The organism is Pseudomonas sp. TREG-RG-20F-10-E-6-01 (assembly GCF_022662455.1).
Lineage (GTDB): Bacteria > Pseudomonadota > Gammaproteobacteria > Pseudomonadales > Pseudomonadaceae > Aquipseudomonas.
Map to the genome: position 1 here is coordinate 1 of NZ_JAKNQP010000020.1, position 12,771 is coordinate 12,771.

At 60.1% G+C, this 12,771-nt stretch carries 11 protein-coding genes; 1 reads left to right on the top strand and 10 read right to left on the bottom strand.

Translation table 11 applies throughout. The features are described 5' to 3' along the window. The 10 genes from L8K08_RS28885 to L8K08_RS28930 form a co-directional block, all read right to left on the bottom strand. Nucleotides 1-628, bottom strand: a 628-nt coding sequence (locus L8K08_RS28885; protein ID WP_242201762.1) for an integrase arm-type DNA-binding domain-containing protein, incomplete at its 3' end; no start/stop codon positions are given. Between the two features lie 370 nt (nt 629-998). Beyond that, nucleotides 999-1,769, bottom strand: coding sequence for a S24 family peptidase (locus L8K08_RS28890; RefSeq protein ID WP_242201764.1), 771 nt, complete (start codon nt 1,767-1,769; stop codon nt 999-1,001). Nucleotides 1,770-1,983: 214 nt separating this feature from the next. Continuing rightward, nucleotides 1,984-2,511, bottom strand: a complete 528-nt coding sequence (gene ppa, locus L8K08_RS28895; protein WP_003176323.1) for an inorganic diphosphatase — start codon at nt 2,509-2,511, stop codon at nt 1,984-1,986. A gap of 93 nt (nt 2,512-2,604) precedes the next feature. Beyond that, a complete protein-coding gene (locus L8K08_RS28900; RefSeq protein WP_242201766.1) occupies nt 2,605-3,435 on the bottom strand; it encodes a M90 family metallopeptidase in 831 nt (276 codons plus the stop codon). Nucleotides 3,436-3,441: 6 nt separating this feature from the next. Further along, complete coding sequence (locus L8K08_RS28905; RefSeq protein ID WP_106579396.1) at nt 3,442-4,098, bottom strand: DedA family protein; 657 nt, start codon at nt 4,096-4,098, stop codon at nt 3,442-3,444. A gap of 402 nt (nt 4,099-4,500) precedes the next feature. Further along, complete coding sequence (locus L8K08_RS28910) at nt 4,501-4,959, bottom strand: GNAT family N-acetyltransferase (protein WP_145162530.1); 459 nt, start codon at nt 4,957-4,959, stop codon at nt 4,501-4,503. A gap of 96 nt (nt 4,960-5,055) precedes the next feature. Then, nucleotides 5,056-5,886, bottom strand: coding sequence for an ethanolamine ammonia-lyase subunit EutC (gene eutC, locus L8K08_RS28915; RefSeq protein ID WP_242201767.1), 831 nt, complete (start codon nt 5,884-5,886; stop codon nt 5,056-5,058). Beyond that, nucleotides 5,883-7,277, bottom strand: a complete 1,395-nt coding sequence (locus L8K08_RS28920) for an ethanolamine ammonia-lyase subunit EutB (RefSeq protein ID WP_242201769.1) — start codon at nt 7,275-7,277, stop codon at nt 5,883-5,885. Before L8K08_RS28920 ends, eutC begins: the two co-directional genes overlap by 4 nt. Before the next feature lie 53 nt (nt 7,278-7,330). After that, the gene (gene eat / locus L8K08_RS28925) at nt 7,331-8,764 is read right to left on the bottom strand and encodes an ethanolamine permease (RefSeq protein ID WP_242201770.1); all 1,434 of its coding nucleotides are present in this window, start codon (nt 8,762-8,764) and stop codon (nt 7,331-7,333) included. A gap of 219 nt (nt 8,765-8,983) precedes the next feature. Further along, complete coding sequence (locus L8K08_RS28930; RefSeq protein WP_106579392.1) at nt 8,984-10,504, bottom strand: aldehyde dehydrogenase family protein; 1,521 nt, start codon at nt 10,502-10,504, stop codon at nt 8,984-8,986. Between the two features lie 272 nt (nt 10,505-10,776). Here L8K08_RS28930 and L8K08_RS28935 point away from each other — a divergent pair, with 272 nt between their 5' ends. Next, complete coding sequence (locus L8K08_RS28935) at nt 10,777-12,678, top strand: sigma-54-dependent Fis family transcriptional regulator (protein ID WP_242201772.1); 1,902 nt, start codon at nt 10,777-10,779, stop codon at nt 12,676-12,678. Nucleotides 12,679-12,771: the final 93 nt, after the last annotated feature.

The window sequence follows — 12,771 nt, forward strand, 5'->3', positions numbered from 1 at the left end:
TCCTCTTCTCGGCCCGGCTCAAGAGATTTTCAAGATGTCCACGCCATCGAGCAGGGTTCTCGCCCGTTCTCAGTCCCTGAGATTTAGCGGCATCTAAGACTTGCTCGATCTGCCCACGGACTTCATCAGCGGTTCGGGTCTTGATTCCCCAGATGGGTTGCAGCACCTTGAGAATTTGAGCTGTGTCGATGTGTTCAGTTGCGAGTTTGCCGATATGACCAAACGCATACAGCTCCAGCTTACGAAGCCAGCCCTTGCGCCATTTATCAGACCATGCGGCACCGTGAGCATCGCGATACTCAGTCGCAAGCATCTCAAATGTGAGTTTTTTCGCTTCGCTGGCGCGCTGTGCTTCGCGTTGCGTTGCGCGCTCGATGTCGCGAGCTGCGAGCGGATCGATGCCATCGCTTAGTTGGGTGCGCTTAGCACTGGCATTGAGCCTGGCTTTCTTGAGGCTGACTTCGGGGAATGCGCCGAGCCCCATTTCCCGTCGACGACCTGCCAGCTGGAAACGCAGTAGCCACGATTTTCGTCCTGTTGCTTTCACAACAAGGCGCAATCCGTCGCCGTCTTCGTAGGTGCCAGGCTCGGTCAGGTTTTCGACCTGTTTCGGATTAAGCTTACCCATGTTCTTCTCCTGTAGACGCCCGCTGTCCCCCCACCTGTCCCCCCACGTAATTGTCGGATGAAGTCGAATCTGATCGAGCAGCATCGGACAAAGGAATAGCGGAAACCCCCGACGTAGCTAAGCTATCAGGAGATCTAAAAGACAAGGTAGGATTATTTCGGACAATTAAAAAGCCGGCTTGTGGCCGGCTTCTCGGGGACTGCCTCAGCTTGTTTTTGACAAACCTCACCAGCCTTCAAATCGCTCAGCCAACTTACCGTCTGACTGAATAGTAGGGGCATCCGCGGGAACTCCTCCGCATCGCCAGGCAGGATGGATAGCGCAAAGCCACCCCCTGCCAAATGTGCGGCGGATGATACCCACATTCACCTCAAATGCCTACCTCCGGGTCCGATTTAGAGCCTTCCCAGCCCAGCAGGTGTTCGTCCAGCGGCACCGGTCGGCGGTTGTTGAGGGTGGACCACCAGAACACCCAGCCCACGATCTGAAAGTTCTGTTCAAAGCGCTGCTCGTGGGTGAGGTATTCGTCCGGGTGTTCGCTGGCGTTGTGGCTACGCATGCGTAGGCCGCCGCCGGGGCGGTTGTAGAGGTATTTGATGCGCAGCATGCCGTCGTGTTCGACGGCGTAGATTTCGCCGTCGGTGATTTGGCTGCGGCCGCGGTCGATGGCGAGGGTGGCGCCTTGTTGGATGATGTCGATCATGCTGTTGTCGACCATGTAGGCGCCTATGGCACGGTCGGGGTTTACGTTGAGGGTTTCCAGAGTATGCAGCGAGACGCGGATGCGTTCGCTTGAGGTGAAGGTGGGGTGGAGGGCGATCTCCACGTCGATTTTTTCCGGGAGGCAGGCGGGGCCTGTGAGGTATTTACCGCTTTCTTCGCGGGTGGGCAGTCCTTTGGTGGTGCCGGGGCCTTCCAGCAGGAAGTTGGCCGGTGGGTGTTTGAGGCCTTCGCCGGTGCGTAGCCAACGGCTGGAGACGCAGAGCAGTTCTGCGATCTCGTTGAGTCGGCCCATGGGCACGCCGCGTTTGAACCAGTTGTTCACGTGTTGAGGCGTGACGCCGCGGTTCTTGGCGAAGTCGGAGGCGGAAAGATGAACTTCCCGTAATAACGCTTTTAGTCGATCACCTGATGTATTCATAAACGCAGAGTTTACTGGCCGGAAAAAGACATCAAATAAACTATGCGTTGAATTGCGTGTGTAGGGATTTACTTAGTTGTAGGTTGATATGTCAGTGTCTTAACGCTGTTAAACATGGCGCATTAAACATTGCACTTGGAGTTTAATTTTTCCCACAAAAAAAGCCCCGAATAGTCGGGGCTTTTTTGATTGCCGGGGCAATGAGGAGCGGGTATCAGCCTTTGTAGGCAGCCACCGACTTCATGATCTCGGCGCGGGCGGCGTCTGCGTTGCCCCAACCGTCGATCTTCACCCATTTGCCTTTTTCGAGGTCTTTGTAGTTCTCGAAGAAGTGCTTGATCTGTTCCAGCAGCAGTGGCGGCAGGTCAGTGTATTCCTTCACGTCCACGTACAGCTGGGACAGCTTGTCGTGGGGCACTGCGATAACTTTGGCATCGCCGCCGCCGTCGTCGGTCATGTTCAGGATGCCGACTGGGCGCGCGCGGATAACCGAGCCTGGGGTAACCGGGTAAGGGGTTACAACCAGCACGTCGAGGGGGTCACCGTCGTCAGCCAGGGTGTTGGGGATGAAACCGTAGTTGGCCGGGTAGAACATTGGGGTGGCCATGAAACGGTCAACGAACAGGCAGTCGCTGTCTTTGTCGATTTCGTATTTGATCGGCGCGTGGTTGGCCGGAATTTCGATGGCGACGTAGATGTCGTTCGGCAGGTCTTTGCCAGCCGGAATCTTGCTGTAGCTCATTGGGCGATGCCCCCGTAGTTGGCCATGGAACATGGCCGGATTGGCCTAAAAGTGGCGGCGATTATAGGCATATTCTGACGCCGATGCCATGCGTCAGACGTCGTACGGCGCGTGGCGTTCCGTCTGATAGCGCGCGTCGCTGGCTTGCAGTTGGTGCAGGCGGGCCAGGGGATCCTGGCGATAGAAGCGGCTCAGTTGCGCGTACACCTGTGGATAAGTGCTGACCAGTAAATCCGGGGCGCTGAAAAAATATTCGCTGGTGACGGCAAAGAACTCCGCCGGGTTTTCGGCGGCGTAGGGGTCGATCTCGGTGTCGGCGTCCGGGTTGGTGTCCAACTGGCGATTGAGGTCATCAAAGGCGCTTTGCATCACGCTGGCCCAGTCCTGCACGCGCATGTCGTGGTGCAGCGGCGGCAGGCCGTTGGCGTCGCCGTTGAGCATGTCGAGTTTGTGCGCCAGTTCGTGGATCACCAGGTTGTAGCCTTCCCACTGGCCGCTGGCCAACACGCCGGGCCAGGCGAGAATCACCGGGCCTTGCTGCCAGGCTTCGCCGCTGTGTTCGCCGTCCCACTCGTGTTCGACGCCGCTGACATCGCGATGGCGCTGAGGGCTGATGAAGTCGTCGGGGTACAGCACGATTTCGTGGAAACCCTGATACCAGTCGAGGTCGCCGAGGTTCATCAGCGGCAACTGCGCCTGGGCGGCGAGCAGCAGGCGCTGTTCCTGGTGCAGCTCGACGCCGGGCAGGGCGGTGAGGTGTTTTTCGGCGAGGAAGACTACGCAGGCTTCGCGCAGCCACTGGTCTTGCTCGGCGCTGATGCCGTCGAGAAAGCTCAGGTGGTGGCGCACCCGTTGCCAGGTGTCATCGGCAATCGGGTGCTTGGCCAGCAGGCGCCGGCGACGCCAGGCGCTGAGGGACCACATCGCAGGTTACTGCGGTTTGGCTTCGGAGGACGAGCGGCCAAAGCGGCTGCGGAACACACCGATGATCATCGGGATCAGCGACAGCAGGATGATAAACACCACCAGCAGCGACAGGTTCTTCTTGATGAACGGCACATTGCCGAAGAAGTAACCCAGGGTCACCAGGCCGCCGACCCACAGGACGGTGCCGAACACGCTGAACCCAAAGAAGCGCGGGTAAGGCATTTTGGCGATGCCGGCGACGAAGGGTGCGAAGGTGCGCAGGATCGGCAGGAAACGCGCCAGGGTCACGGTTTTGCCGCCGTGCTTGTCGTAGAACTCGTGGGTTTTTTGCAGGTAGTCGCGGCGGAAGATTTTCGAGTTCGGGTTGCTGAACAAGCGTTCGCCCACTGTTCGCCCGATCACGTAGTTGGTGCTGTCACCCAGGATGGCCGCCAGCATCAGCAAGCCGCCCAACAGGATCGGGTCCATGCCGCCGCCTGCCGCGATAGCGCCAGCGATGAACAGCAAGGAATCACCGGGCAGGAATGGCATGACCACCAAGCCGGTTTCGCAAAAGATAACCAGGAACAGAATGGCGTAGATCCACACTCCGTAGTTTCTCACCAGCATGTCGAGGTACACGTCGAGATGCAGGATAAGGTCGAGCGGGTTGAAATCCATGGATGGCACCTGTGTGAATGGCCCGGCTCAGCAGGCCAGTGCGGGGTCTACGGGTAAGTAAGGCTACAAGTGTATGCCGTATTTCTTACAACCCTGAAAGGTCCGCATTATACGTATTGAGAGGTGAAAAGCGTGTGGGTTTTGTAGCGGGGCATGTCGTGGGTATGTCCGATCTACATTGATCCAAATAGGGGAGCGGGTCTTCTGTGGCGAGCGGGCTTGCCCCGCGTTGGGCTGCGAAGCAGCCCCCCGAGAAGTTCTGCATTCCTTCAGTTATAACTCGGCGCTTGGTTTTGGGGCTGCTGCGCAGCCCAACGCGGGGCAAGCCCGCTCGCCACACTCAGCCCGCTCGCCACTGTAAGGCCGTTCACCACAATGGGAAGCCGAAGCCATTCGGCGTTATCAGTTTTCGCTGATCGGCAACACGTAGTTCTTGAACTCCGTATCTTCGCGAAAGCCGATCGACTCATAAGTCTTCTGCGCCACCTCGTTATCACTGCTGGTCGACACCCGCAGCCGCACCGCCTGGGTTTCCTTGGCCATTTTCTTGGCCGTGCGCATCAGGTTGTCCGCCACCAATTGCCGGCGCGCATCTTCGGCCACGTAGATGTCGTTGAGGATCCACACGCGTTTAAGCGACAGCGATGAAAAGCTCGGGTACAGCTGACAAAAGCCCAGCAACCGCTTGTCATCATCGTCGGCCAGGGCCAGGTAGATCACCGACTCCTTGCGGCGCAGGCGTTTTTCCAGAAACGCCCGCGATGAGTCCGGAAACGGCAGCGCGCCATAGAACTCGCGGTATTTGACGAACAACGGGGTCAACAGGTCCAAGTGTTCCAGGGTCGCTTGAGTAATCCGCATGCCAGGCCTCAACTTCCAAAGGGGGGATGACCACACAAGCGGCCGTGACCGGATGCTGCCTAATGGCGCGAAAAAGCGCAATCGTGCGGCTATCGTTCATTCCGGCGGGCTGAGCAGGAAATTGCCTTTCATCAGGTCAGGATCATCCGACTCGAGGGTCTGCACCTGTGCCTCGTCCTTGAGATTGACCCCCGACAGCTGCCGGCGACACGCCTCTTTCATCAAGTAAAGCAGGCGGTGCGCGGCCATGCCGTAGCTCAGGCCTTCCAGGCGCACGTTGGAAATGCAGTTGCGATATGCATCGGTGAGCCCGACCTTGGGGTTGTAGGTGAAATACAGCCCCAGGCTGTCTGGCGAGCTGAGCCCCGGCCGCTCGCCGATCAGGATCACCACCATCTTGGCGCCCAGCAATTGGCCAACTTCATCGGCCACCGCCACGCGGCCCTGTTCCACCAGGATAACTGGCGACAAGGACCACCCTTCGGCGTGAGTCTGTTCTTCCATGCGTGTCAGAAACGGCAGCGTGTGTTTATGCACGGCCAGCGCCGACAGCCCATCGGCCACCACCACGGCCAGGTCCACACCGCCAGGGTTCGCGGCGGCGTAGTCGCGCAAGCTCTGCGCCGACTCATCACTCAGGCGTCGCCCCAGGTCCGGGCGTTGCAAATACATATGTCGGTCAACGGCGGCACTGTGCAGCAACAGGCTGTCACGGCCGCGCTCGGCCATTTGGCTGCTCAGGCCTTCATGGTCAAAAGGCAGGTGCACCGCATCGCGCGCCTGGGCGTGGGCGAATTGGAAGTCCAGCTGCGCGCTGGTGGGAATGCTGGTGCCGGTGCGGCCCAGGGCGATGCGCGCAGGCGTGAGGCGGCGCAGTTCCAGCCACGGGTTGTCAGGCAGTTCTACTTGCACAGGCGGCTCCTTCATCCCAATTGCTTCAAGGCGTGGCGAAATGCCGGTGGCAGGCTGTTGCCGAAATGCACCTTGCCGTCGGCTTGCGTGAAGATGCCCATCTTGGCCAGCCACTGTTCAAACTCCGGCGCTGGTTTTAAACCCAATGTTTGCCGGGCGTATAACGCGTCGTGAAACGAGGTGGTCTGGTAGTTGAGCATGATGTCATCGGAGCCGGGGATGCCCATGATGAAGTTGATCCCGGCCACGCCCAGCAGTGTCAGCAGGGTGTCCATGTCATCCTGGTCGGCTTCGGCGTGGTTGGTGTAGCAGATGTCGCAGCCCATCGGCACGCCGAGCAGCTTGCCGCAGAAGTGATCTTCAAGGCCGGCGCGGATGATCTGCTTGCCGTTGTACAGGTACTCGGGGCCGATAAAACCTACAACGGTGTTGACCAAAAACGGCTTGAAATGCCGCGCAACGGCGTAGGCGCGGGTTTCGCAGGTTTGCTGGTCGACGCCAAAGTGCGCGTTGGCCGACAAGGCGCTGCCCTGGCCGGTTTCGAAGTACATCAGGTTCTGGCCCAAGGTGCCGCGGTTCAGGCTCAAACCCGCCTCGTAACCTTCCTGCAGCACGCTTAGGCTGATGCCGAAACTGGCGTTGGCCGCTTCGGTGCCGGCAATCGACTGAAACACCAGGTCCAGCGGTACACCTCGGTTGATGGCCTCGATGGACGTGGTCACGTGGGTCAGCACGCACGCTTGGGTGGGGATTTCGTAGCGCTGGATGATCGCATCGAGCATCTCGAGCATGGCGCAGATCGAGGCGATGCTGTCGGTGGCCGGGTTGATGCCGATCATGGCGTCGCCGTTGCCGTAGAGCAGGCCGTCGAGAATGCTCGCGGCGATGCCCGCCGGTTCGTCTGTAGGATGGTTGGGCTGCAGGCGCGTCGACAGGCGCCCGCGCAGGCCCATGGTGCCGCGAAACTGGGTGACCACGCGGATCTTCTGCGCGACCAGCACCAGGTCCTGCACGCGCATGATCTTGGAGACGGCGGCGGCCATTTCCGGTGTCAGCCCCGGCGCCAATGCGCGTAGGGCGTGTTCGTCGGCCGCGTCACTGAGCAGCCAGTCGCGCAGGCCGCCGACGGTGAGGTGGCTGACCACGCTAAACGCCTGTTTATCGTGGGTGTCGATGATCAGCCGGGTGACTTCGTCGCTTTCGTAGGGGATCAGCACTTCTTCAAGGAAGTGTTTCAGCGGGATGTTTGCCAGCGCCATTTGCGCGGCCACGCGTTCGCCGTCGTTCTGCGCGGCCAAGCCGGCCAGGAAGTCCCCGGAACGCGCCGGGCTGGCCTTGGCCATCACGTCCTTGAGGCTGTCGAAGCGGTAGGTCTGTGCACCCACCGCGTGGGAAAAGCTTGCCATACAGTGTCTCCTTGGCGACGCGGGCCAACTGCCCGCGTCGAGGTTTACGGCATTCAGTGCAAGGCGGCCTCTGCGGCCTGGATCGCGGCGAATTCTTCTTCGGGCGTGCCTGCTACCAAGTGATGCCGGCTGTAGAAAGCAAAGTAAGCAATTAATACTCCATAGATGATCGCGGCGCCAATCACCACCCGTGGATCCACCAGAAAGCCCGCCACTACCGCTACGCAGGCCAGTACCAGCGCGACACCTGAGGTGAAAATGCCGCCCGGCGTGCGGTACGGACGGTCCATTTTGGGGCGGCGGATGCGCAGGGTGATGTGCGCGGCCATCATCAGTACGTAGGAAATGGTCGCGCCAAACACCGCCACCAGGATCAGCAAATCACCCTGGCCGGTCAGCGACAGGCCAAAACCGATGATGCCCGGGATCACCAGCGCCAGCACCGGCGCCTTGCTTTTGTTGGTCTGCGACAGCTTGCGCGGCAAGTAACCGGCGCGGGACAAGGCGAAGATCTGCCGCGAATACGCGTAAATAATCGAAAAAAAGCTCGCGATCAAGCCTGCCAAGCCGACCAGGTTGACGAAGCTGCCCATCCAGGTCGAACCGCCGTAGGACAGTGCCAGCGCCTCAACCAACGGGTTGCCCGACTTGATCAACGCGTAAGTGCCCGCGCCGCCGGGGGCGATGACCAGAATCAACAAGGCAAAACTGGTCAGCACCACAATGGCGCCGATCAGGCCACGAGGTAGGTCACGCTTGGGGTTCTTGGTTTCTTCGGCAGCCAACGGCACGCCTTCGACGGCGAGGAAAAACCAGATTGCATAGGGAATCGCCGCCCATACGCCGACGTAGCCGAACGGCAAGAACGTGCTGGCGCCCTTGGCCTCGGTCACGGGGATGTCCAGCAGGTTCGCAACGTTGAAGTGCGGCACCATCGACACCAGGAACACGCCCAAGGCAATCGCCGCAACGGCGGTAATCACAAACATCAGCTTCAAGGCTTCGCCCACGCCGAAGATGTGGATGCCGATAAAGATGATGTAGAACGCCAGGTAAATCATCCAGCCGCCAATGCCGAAAAGCGACTCGCAATAAGCGCCGATAAACACCGCAATGGCGGCGGGGGCGATGGCGTATTCGATCAGGATCGCAGTGCCGGTGAGGAAGCCGCCCCAGGGGCCAAAGGCGCTGCGGGCAAAGCCGTAGCCGCCGCCAGCGGTGGGGATCATGGAAGACAGTTCGGCCAGGGAGAAGCACATGCACAGGTACATGGTGGCCATCAGCAAGGTGGCGAGGAACATGCCGCCCCAGCCACCTTGGGCCAGGCCGAAGTTCCAACCGGCGTAGTCGCCGGAGATCACATAGGCAACGCCAAGGCCGGCCAAGAGCACCCAGCCGGCGGCGCCTTTTTTAAGTTCGCGTTGTTGGAAGTAGTCGGTGCCGACTTTTTCGAAGTCGACGGAAGAGCCAGTAGGTTCGCTAGGCATGGGAAAGTACCGTCCATTCTTATTGTTTTTAACTCGGCCTCTTTGTGCCGAATGCGAGTTGCGAGTACTTGCGAAGAGCTAATGTGGGCGCTGGCTTGCCTGCGAAAGCAGTGTGTCAGCCACCACACGCTTAGTTGATACACCGCCATCGCAGGCAAGCCAGCTCCCACACTTGATTGCATTTCAAGTTGAGAACTGGTCGCCTGTTACAGGTTTAAGTTAGAAGAAACCCAACGGATTAATGTCGTAGCTCACCAGCAAGTTCTTGGTCTGCTGGTAGTGATCCAACATCATCTTGTGCGTCTCACGGCCCACACCGGACTTCTTGTAACCGCCGAACGCGGCGTGCGCCGGGTACAGGTGGTAGCAGTTGGTCCACACGCGGCCGGCCTTGATCGCGCGGCCCATGCGGTAGGCGCGGTTGATGTCGCGGGTCCATACACCGGCGCCCAGGCCGAACTCAGTGTCGTTGGCAATTGCCAGGGCTTCGGCTTCGTCCTTGAAGGTGGTGATGCTCACCACCGGGCCGAAGATTTCTTCCTGGAACACGCGCATTTCGTTGGTGCCCTTGAGCAGGGTCGGCTGGATGTAATACCCGCCGGCCATGTCGCCGCTGAGCTTCTCGACCTTACCGCCGGTGAGCAGTTGCGCGCCTTCGCCCTTGGCGATTTCCAAGTAGGAGAGGATCTTGTCGAACTGCTGCTCGGACGCCTGGGCGCCGACCATGGTGTCGGTGTCCAGCGGGTCGCCGCGTTTGATCTGCTCGATCTTTTTCATCACCACTTTCATGAAGTCGTCGTAGATCGACTCTTCCACCAGCGCGCGCGATGGGCAGGTGCACACCTCGCCCTGGTTGAAGAACGCCAGCACCAGGCCTTCGGCGGCCTTTTCGATAAACGACGGTTCGGCTTTCATGATGTCGGCGAAGAAGATGTTCGGCGACTTGCCGCCCAGCTCAACGGTGGACGGAATAATGTTCTCGGCCGCCGCGTGCATGATGTGCGAGCCCACCGGTGTGGAGCCGGTAAAGGCGATCTTGGCGATGCGCTTGCTGGTGGCCAGGGCTTCGCCGGCTTCTTTGCCGTAACCGTGTACCACGTTCAGCACGCCTGGCGGCAGCAGGTCGCCGATCAGCTCCATCAGCACGTTGATGCCCAGCGGCGTTTGCTCGGCGGGCTTGAGCACCACGCAGTTACCGGCAGCCAGGGCCGGGGCGAGTTTCCACGCGGCCATCAGCAGCGGGAAGTTCCACGGGATGATCTGGCCGACCACGCCCAGCGGCTCGTGGAAGTGATACGAGGCGGTCAGTTCGTTGATTTCAGCGCTGGTGCCTTCCTGCGCGCGGATGCAGCCGGCGAAGTAGCGGAAGTGGTCGGCCGCCAGTGGGATGTCGGCGTTAAGGGTTTCACGCACGGCTTTGCCGTTGTCCCAGGTTTCGGTGATGGCCAGCAGTTCGAGGTTCTGTTCGATGCGGTCGGCGATTTTCAGCAGCACCAGCGAGCGGTCCTGAGCCGAGGTCTTGCCCCAGGCATCTGCGGCGGCGTGGGCGGCGTCGAGGGCTTTGTCGATGTCTTTGGCCGTGGAGCGCGGGAAGTCGGCGATAGGCTTGCCGTTGACCGGCGAGGTGTTGGTGAAGTAGTTGCCATCCACCGGCGCGACGAATTCGCCGCCGATGTAGTTACCGTACTTGGCCTTGAACGAAACGATCGCGCCTTCAGTACCGGGATGTGCATAACGCATGGTGGGTATCTCCTGACTTTTATGTTTATTGGAGTTCAGCGGTGTTGCGCTTGATAAAGCGTAGAGCAAAGGTCGGGCCACTGCTTTGCAGGCCAGGTAAATCAAGGGCTTGAGGTTTATTGCAAAGCGTTGCTGTGACAGGGCTGGTACAGGCAGGGTGACAGTGTGTGCCACAAACGGTACAGCCTGTGACCGGCGGGTCTGCCCGGGATTGCAATGCCTGGATGGCTGGGGGATGCTGGCTGTTCTCCCGCAGAGAGAATAATAAGAACATGCAAAACGATCATTTCAGTCGCCATGCCCAGCAAGTCCTCACCGTCACCCGTGGGCAGGACCTTGCCCAAGGCCCCGGCAGCGACCCGTCCATCGCCCGCTCCTGGCTGCGTTGCCTGGAGGATTATCACCTCGACCCCGCGTTGAGCATCGCCCCCACCGTGCTCGAACATGGCCGCCTGCTGGAAAGCCGCGAACGCCTGCAGCAGGTGCTGCACATCGCCGGCAGCGAAATGAACAGCCTGCATCAGCAGCTTTCCGGCGCCGGCCATGCGGTATTGCTCACCGATGCGCGTGGGGTGATTCTCAACTGTGTGACAGCACCTTCGGAACGCAAGATTTTCGAGCGCGCCGGGCTGTGGCTGGGCGCCGACTGGAGCGAAGCGTGCGAAGGCACCAACGGCATCGGCACCTGCCTGGTGGAGCGCCAGTCCCTGACCATTCACCGTGATGAACATTTTCGCGGCCGCCACACCGGCCTGACCTGTTCGGCAAGCCCGGTGTTCGACCCTCAGGGTGAGCTGTTGGCCGTGCTGGACGTGTCGTCGGCGCGTGAAGCCGTGTCGCGTCAGAGCCAATTCCACACCATGGCGCTGGTGAACCTGTCAGCGAAGATGATCGAGAGTTGTTACTTCCTGCGTCATTTTGAAAACCAGTGGTTGCTGCGTTTTCACCTGCAGGCCGAATCCGTGGGGCTGTTCAGTGAAGGGTTGCTGGCGTTCGATGGCGAAGGGCGGATCTGCGCCGTCAACCAAAGCGCGCTGAACCTGCTGGCACAGGCTCGTGGCGGTTTGCTGGGGCAACCGGTGGAGGCGTTTTTCGAGTGTTCCCTTGATCAGCTGCTCGGCCGTGCCAGCGCCAATGCGACAGCCAGTTGGCCACTGCGTACCCGTGATGGCCGGCATCTATTCGCCGCATTGCGCGGCCAGGCGCGCAGCGTACCGGCACCGCTGGCCAAGCCCGAGGCCCCGCGCCTGGCGGGCATCTGCCTGGGCGACCCGGTGCTGCAGAATGAGTTTCGCAAGGCGCTGCGGGTGTTCGAACGCGACGTGCCGTTGCTGATCAACGGAGAAACCGGTTCGGGCAAGGAAGCCTTCGCCAAGGCCGTGCATCAGGCCAGTCAGCGGGCTGACAAGGCGTTTGTTGCGCTCAACTGTGCCGCCATCCCTGAAAGCCTGATCGAAAGCGAGCTGTTCGGGTATCGCGGCGGCAGTTTTACCGGCGCGCTCAAGGAAGGCATGCGCGGCAAGTTACAGCAGGCCGACGGCGGTACCTTGTTTCTCGACGAGATCGGCGACATGCCCCTCGCATTGCAAACCCGCCTGCTGAGGGTGTTGGAAGACCGTCTGGTCGTGCCCATCGGCGGTGAGCCGCAAGCAATCAATGTGCGGATCATCAGCGCAACCCACCGTGATTTGTTGGCGCGCGTAGCCAGCGGCAGCTTTCGCGAAGATTTGTACTACCGCCTCAATGGCCTTGAAATTGATGTACCGCCTTTGCGTGAGCGCAGCGACAAAGCCCAATTGCTGGACTTTTTGCTCGCCGATGAGGCGCCAGGGCAGGTCGTGTTGCTCGACCAGATAGCGCGTCAGGCGCTGCTGGACTTTGCCTGGCCGGGCAACGTGCGGCAGTTGCGCAACGTATTACGCACCTTGGCGGCGTTGTCCGAGGATGGGCGCATCAGGTTTGACGACTTGCCGCCAATCATTCGCCGGGCCCGCCCCGCCGTGGCCTCTGAACCCGTTCCCGGTCTTGCCTTGAACGATGCGGAGCGCGTGGCCTTGCTTGAAGCGTTGCAGCAACACCATTGGCACATGACCCACACCGCTGAGCATTTGGGGGTGAGCCGAAATACGCTTTACAGAAAGTTGCGCAAACACGGGATTGAACGAAGTTCTTGAGCTTAGTCAGGCCATTAACGCCGGTTATGTGTTGCGTAATGTAGAGAGAGAAACAACCAGTAATTGACATATCCGAACGCAGACTTTTCGGCA

Excerpts from the sequence above, each read along its gene's own strand:
- eutC (WP_242201767.1), bottom strand. The coding sequence starts at position 5,886 with ATGAAGGAGCCGCCTGTGCAAGTAGAACTGCCTGACAACCCGTGGCTG.
- eat (WP_242201770.1), bottom strand. The coding sequence starts at position 8,764 with ATGCCTAGCGAACCTACTGGCTCTTCCGTCGACTTCGAAAAAGTCGGC.
- L8K08_RS28930 (WP_106579392.1), bottom strand. The coding sequence starts at position 10,504 with ATGCGTTATGCACATCCCGGTACTGAAGGCGCGATCGTTTCGTTCAAG.
- L8K08_RS28905 (WP_106579396.1), bottom strand. The coding sequence starts at position 4,098 with ATGGATTTCAACCCGCTCGACCTTATCCTGCATCTCGACGTGTACCTC.
- L8K08_RS28920 (WP_242201769.1), bottom strand. The coding sequence starts at position 7,277 with ATGGCAAGCTTTTCCCACGCGGTGGGTGCACAGACCTACCGCTTCGAC.
- L8K08_RS28900 (WP_242201766.1), bottom strand. The coding sequence starts at position 3,435 with ATGTGGTCCCTCAGCGCCTGGCGTCGCCGGCGCCTGCTGGCCAAGCAC.
- L8K08_RS28935 (WP_242201772.1), top strand. The coding sequence starts at position 10,777 with ATGCAAAACGATCATTTCAGTCGCCATGCCCAGCAAGTCCTCACCGTC.
- ppa (WP_003176323.1), bottom strand. The coding sequence starts at position 2,511 with ATGAGCTACAGCAAGATTCCGGCTGGCAAAGACCTGCCGAACGACATC.
- L8K08_RS28910 (WP_145162530.1), bottom strand. The coding sequence starts at position 4,959 with ATGCGGATTACTCAAGCGACCCTGGAACACTTGGACCTGTTGACCCCG.
- L8K08_RS28890 (WP_242201764.1), bottom strand. The coding sequence starts at position 1,769 with ATGAATACATCAGGTGATCGACTAAAAGCGTTATTACGGGAAGTTCAT.